Below are 5,324 nucleotides of genomic sequence, written 5' to 3'. Positions count from 1 at the left end.
ACGCACGACGCCCCTCGATGCCTATGGGCATGAGGGGCGCGGTGACGGAATGGGAGCCTGGCGGTGACCTACTTTCGCACACGGGAAGTGCACTATCATCGGCGCAACTTCGTTTCACGGTCCTGTTCGAGATGGGAAGGGGTGGGTCCGAAGCGCTATGGCCGCCAAGCAAAACTGTAACGCACGCGGTGAGGGCGTACGTCTGGAAGAAGGGGAATTAGTTGTAATTGCGGGAGTTGCGCAAGGTTATAGGATCAAGCCGCACGGGCAATTAGTACTGGTTAGCTTAACGCATTGCTGCGCTTCCACACCCAGCCTATCAACGTGGTGGTCTTCCACGACCCTTTAGGGGGATCAAGTCCCCGGGGAAGTCTCATCTTGAGGCGAGTTTCACGCTTAGATGCTTTCAGCGTTTATCTCTTCCGAACATAGCTACCCGGCGATGCGACTGGCGTCACAACCGGTACACCAGAGGTTCGTCCACTCCGGTCCTCTCGTACTAGGAGCAGGCCCTCTCAAACTTCCAGCGCCCACGGCAGATAGGGACCAAACTGTCTCACGACGTTTTAAACCCAGCTCGCGTACCACTTTAAATGGCGAACAGCCATACCCTTGGGACCGGCTACAGCCCCAGGATGTGATGAGCCGACATCGAGGTGCCAAACACCGCCGTCGATATGAACTCTTGGGCGGTATCAGCCTGTTATCCCCAGAGTACCTTTTATCCGTTGAGCGATGGCCCTTCCATACAGAACCACCGGATCACTATGACCTACTTTCGTACCTGCTCGACTTGTGGGTCTCGCAGTCAAGCACGCTTATGCCATTGCACTATCAGTCCGATGTCCGACCGGACCTAGCGTACCTTCGTACTCCTCCGTTACCTTTTGGGAGGAGACCGCCCCAGTCAAACTGCCTGCCATGCACGGTCCCAGACCCGGATTCACGGGCCATGGTTAGAACCTCAAACAAACCAGGGTGGTATTTCAAGGTTGGCTCCACCGGAACTAGCGTCCCGGCTTCAAAGCCTCCCACCTATCCTACACAGATCGGTTCAAAGTCCAATGCAAAGCTACAGTAAAGGTTCATGGGGTCTTTCCGTCTTGCCGCGGGGAGATTGCATCTTCACAAACATTTCAACTTCGCTGAGTCTCAGGAGGAGACAGTGTGGCCATCGTTACGCCATTCGTGCAGGTCGGAACTTACCCGACAAGGAATTTCGCTACCTTAGGACCGTTATAGTTACGGCCGCCGTTTACCGGGGCTTCGATCAAGAGCTTGCACCCCATCACTTAACCTTCCGGCACCGGGCAGGCGTCACACCCTATACGTCCACTTTCGTGTTTGCAGAGTGCTGTGTTTTTATTAAACAGTCGCAGCCACCATTTCACTGCAACCCCTTCGGCCTTCGAGCGCGAGGCTCTACAACCTACTGGGGCGCACCTTATCCCGAAGTTACGGTGCTAATTTGCCGAGTTCCTTCTCCTGAGTTCTCTCAAGCGCCTTAGAATTTTCATCCTGCCCACCTGTGTCGGTTTGCGGTACGGTCTCTCTGTAACTGAAGCTTAGAGGCTTTTCTTGGAAGCATGGTATCAATCACTTCGGTCTCAATGAGACCTCGTCATCACGCCTCAGCTAAGCCCTCCGGATTTGCCTAGAGGGCACGCCTACACGCTTAAACCGGGACGTCCAACACCCGGCTGACCTAACCTTCTCCGTCCCCCCATCGCATTACAAAGAGGTACAGGAATATTAACCTGTTTCCCATCGACTACGCTTTTCAGCCTCGCCTTAGGGGCCGACTCACCCTGCGCCGATGAACGTTGCGCAGGAAACCTTGGGCTTTCGGCGAGGGAGCTTTTCACTCCCTTTATCGCTACTCATGTCAGCATTCGCACTTCCGATACCTCCAGCATCCCTCACGAGACACCTTCAACGGCCTACGGAACGCTCTCCTACCATATGTACTAGGTACATATCCGCGATTTCGGTGCATAGTTTGAGCCCCGTTACATCTTCCGCGCAGGACGACTCGACCAGTGAGCTATTACGCTTTCTTTAAAGGATGGCTGCTTCTAAGCCAACCTCCTGGCTGTCTGAGCCTTCCCACCTCGTTTCCCACTTAACTATGTCTTTGGGACCTTAATCGGCGGTCTGGGTTGTTTCCCTCTTGACACCGGACGTTAGCACCCGATGTCTGTCTCCCAAGCTCGCACTCAACGGTATTCAGAGTTTGCAATGGTTTGGTAAGTCGCGATGACCCCCTAGCCATAACAGTGCTTTACCCCCGTCGGTGATACTTGAGGCACTACCTAAATAGTTTTCGGAGAGAACCAGCTATTTCCAAGTTTGTTTAGCCTTTCACCCCTATCCACAGCTCATCCCCTAATTTTTCAACATTAGTGGGTTCGGACCTCCAGTGCGTGTTACCGCACCTTCATCCTGGCCATGGATAGATCACTTGGTTTCGGGTCTACGCCCAGCAACTATTCGCCCTTATCAGACTCGGTTTCCCTACGCCTCCCCTATTCGGTTAAGCTCGCTACTGAACGTAAGTCGCTGACCCATTATACAAAAGGTACGCAGTCACCCCACGAAGGGGCTCCCACTGTTTGTATGCATGCGGTTTCAGGATCTATTTCACTCCCCTCCCGGGGTTCTTTTCGCCTTTCCCTCACGGTACTGGTTCACTATCGGTCGATTACGAGTATTTAGCCTTGGAGGATGGTCCCCCCATGTTCAGACAGGGTTTCTCGTGCCCCGCCCTACTTGTCGCAAGCTTAGTACCATCAATCTGTTTTCGCGTACGGGGCTATCACCCACTACGGCGACACTTTCCAGAGTCCTCCGCTAACAGTTCGACTATCACTTGCAGGCTGGTCCCATTTCGCTCGCCACTACTTTGGGAATCTCGGTTGATTTCTTTTCCTCCGGCTACTTAGATGTTTCAGTTCGCCGGGTTCGCTTCCTCAGACCTATGTATTCAGTCTGGGATACTCCTTGCGGAGTGGGTTTCCCCATTCGGACATCTCCGGATCAAAGCTTCATTGCCAGCTCCCCGGAGCTTTTCGCAGGCTTGCACGTCCTTCTTCGCCTGTAATCGCCAAGGCATCCACCACATGCACTTATTCGCTTGATCCTATAACCTTGAGCTCTCTTGCAAGAACCCTTAGTCACAGGGCAACTCATTTGTGCGACCCCCTCCTAGCTGTAAGAGGAGATCGATGCAATTACAACCGTATCGCTGCCATATGCTTGTCGGCGACAGCGATACAACCTTCTTCCATTTTTTTAAAGAGCGCAGTAACTTTTACTGACTAGCAGTCAGAGCAAAACACACACGATGTGCTTGGCTCTACTTGCTAGACGCATTACAGAGGTGGTGGAGGATGACGGGATCGAACCGACGACCCCCTGCTTGCAAAGCAGGTGCTCTCCCAGCTGAGCTAATCCCCCTTCTTGATAACGCAACGCCTAGCTTCCCGGACGTTGGTGGGTCTGGTTGGAATCGAACCAACGACCCCCGCCTTATCAAGACGGTGCTCTAACCGACTGAGCTACAGACCCTCCGTCTGCGCAGCTTGAGACAATTGATAGGTTGTGGGTACTTGCGTCAGTGTTGCTCTAGAAAGGAGGTGATCCAGCCGCAGGTTCCCCTACGGCTACCTTGTTACGACTTCACCCCAGTCACGAACCCTGCCGTGGTAATCGCCCTCCTTGCGGTTAGGCTAACTACTTCTGGCAGAACCCGCTCCCATGGTGTGACGGGCGGTGTGTACAAGACCCGGGAACGTATTCACCGCGACATGCTGATCCGCGATTACTAGCGATTCCGACTTCATGCAGTCGAGTTGCAGACTGCAATCCGGACTACGATCGGCTTTCTGGGATTGGCTCCACCTCGCGGCTTGGCAACCCTCTGTACCGACCATTGTATGACGTGTGAAGCCCTACCCATAAGGGCCATGAGGACTTGACGTCATCCCCACCTTCCTCCGGTTTGTCACCGGCAGTTTCATTAAAGTGCCCAACTAAATGATGGCAATTAATGACAAGGGTTGCGCTCGTTGCGGGACTTAACCCAACATCTCACGACACGAGCTGACGACAGCCATGCAGCACCTGTGTTCAGGCTCCCTTTCGGGCACTCCCAAATCTCTTCAGGATTCCTGACATGTCAAGGGTAGGTAAGGTTTTTCGCGTTGCATCGAATTAATCCACATCATCCACCGCTTGTGCGGGTCCCCGTCAATTCCTTTGAGTTTTAACCTTGCGGCCGTACTCCCCAGGCGGTCAACTTCACGCGTTAGCTACGGCACTAATGGGTTTAACCCCACCAACACCTAGTTGACATCGTTTAGGGCGTGGACTACCAGGGTATCTAATCCTGTTTGCTCCCCACGCTTTCGTGCATGAGCGTCAGTATTGGCCCAGGGGGCTGCCTTCGCCATCGGTGTTCCTCCACATCTCTACGCATTTCACTGCTACACGTGGAATTCCACCCCCCTCTGCCACACTCTAGTCGTGCAGTCACAAACGCAGTTCCCAGGTTGAGCCCGGGGATTTCACGTCTGTCTTACACAACCGCCTGCGCACGCTTTACGCCCAGTAATTCCGATTAACGCTCGCACCCTACGTATTACCGCGGCTGCTGGCACGTAGTTAGCCGGTGCTTCTTCTTCGGGTACCGTCATCTACTCAGGGTATTATCCTGAGCAATTTCTTCCCCGCCGAAAGAGCTTTACAACCCGAAGGCCTTCTTCACTCACGCGGCATGGCTGGATCAGGCTTTCGCCCATTGTCCAAAATTCCCCACTGCTGCCTCCCGTAGGAGTCTGGGCCGTGTCTCAGTCCCAGTGTGGCGGATCATCCTCTCAGACCCGCTACGGATCGTCGCCTTGGTAGGCCTTTACCCCACCAACTAGCTAATCCGACATCGGCCGCTCCCAAAGCGCAAGGTCTTGCGATCCCCTGCTTTCCTGCTCACAGAATATGCGGTATTAGCGTAACTTTCGCTACGTTATCCCCCACTTCAGGGCACGTTCCGATGCATTACTCACCCGTTCGCCACTCGCCACCAGGATTGCTCCCGTGCTGCCGTTCGACTTGCATGTGTAAGGCATGCCGCCAGCGTTCAATCTGAGCCAGGATCAAACTCTTCAGTTTAATTCCTGATAAAACTCTCGCTTGACGTCGCAATCTCGAATCTCTCCAAGATCGCTATTACTTCAGTGCGAGCACTTCGTCTCTTTTTGCTCCCGAACTCGCGTCCGGTCACCTCGACAAGCACCCACACCTATCAATTGTCTCGTTTTTAAAGAACT

2 tRNA genes and 3 rRNA genes are annotated in these 5,324 nt (G+C 53.7%); all 5 read right to left on the bottom strand.

From position 1 onward, the window contains the following. Nucleotides 1-55: 55 nt before the first annotated feature. The 5 genes from rrf to GHK24_RS13415 all read right to left on the bottom strand — a co-directional run bounded on the left by rrf (nt 56) and on the right by GHK24_RS13415 (nt 5,166). Nucleotides 56-169 (bottom strand): 5S ribosomal RNA (gene rrf / locus GHK24_RS13435). An 81-nt stretch (nt 170-250) separates the two neighbouring features. Then, nucleotides 251-3,139: ribosomal RNA gene (locus GHK24_RS13430) — 23S ribosomal RNA — on the bottom strand. Between the two features lie 241 nt (nt 3,140-3,380). Next, nucleotides 3,381-3,456, bottom strand: a tRNA-Ala gene (locus GHK24_RS13425). A gap of 34 nt (nt 3,457-3,490) precedes the next feature. Continuing rightward, nucleotides 3,491-3,567 (bottom strand) — tRNA-Ile (locus GHK24_RS13420). A 61-nt stretch (nt 3,568-3,628) separates the two neighbouring features. After that, nucleotides 3,629-5,166: ribosomal RNA gene (locus GHK24_RS13415) — 16S ribosomal RNA — on the bottom strand. The 16S, 23S and 5S rRNA genes sit together here with 2 tRNA genes alongside, the layout of an rRNA operon. Nucleotides 5,167-5,324 lie beyond the last annotated feature (158 nt).

Origin of the sequence: Rhodocyclus gracilis (assembly GCF_009617575.1) — a bacterium.
Taxonomy (GTDB): domain Bacteria; phylum Pseudomonadota; class Gammaproteobacteria; order Burkholderiales; family Rhodocyclaceae; genus Rhodocyclus; species Rhodocyclus gracilis.
This window is presented reverse-complemented; position numbering and strand designations above follow the sequence as displayed.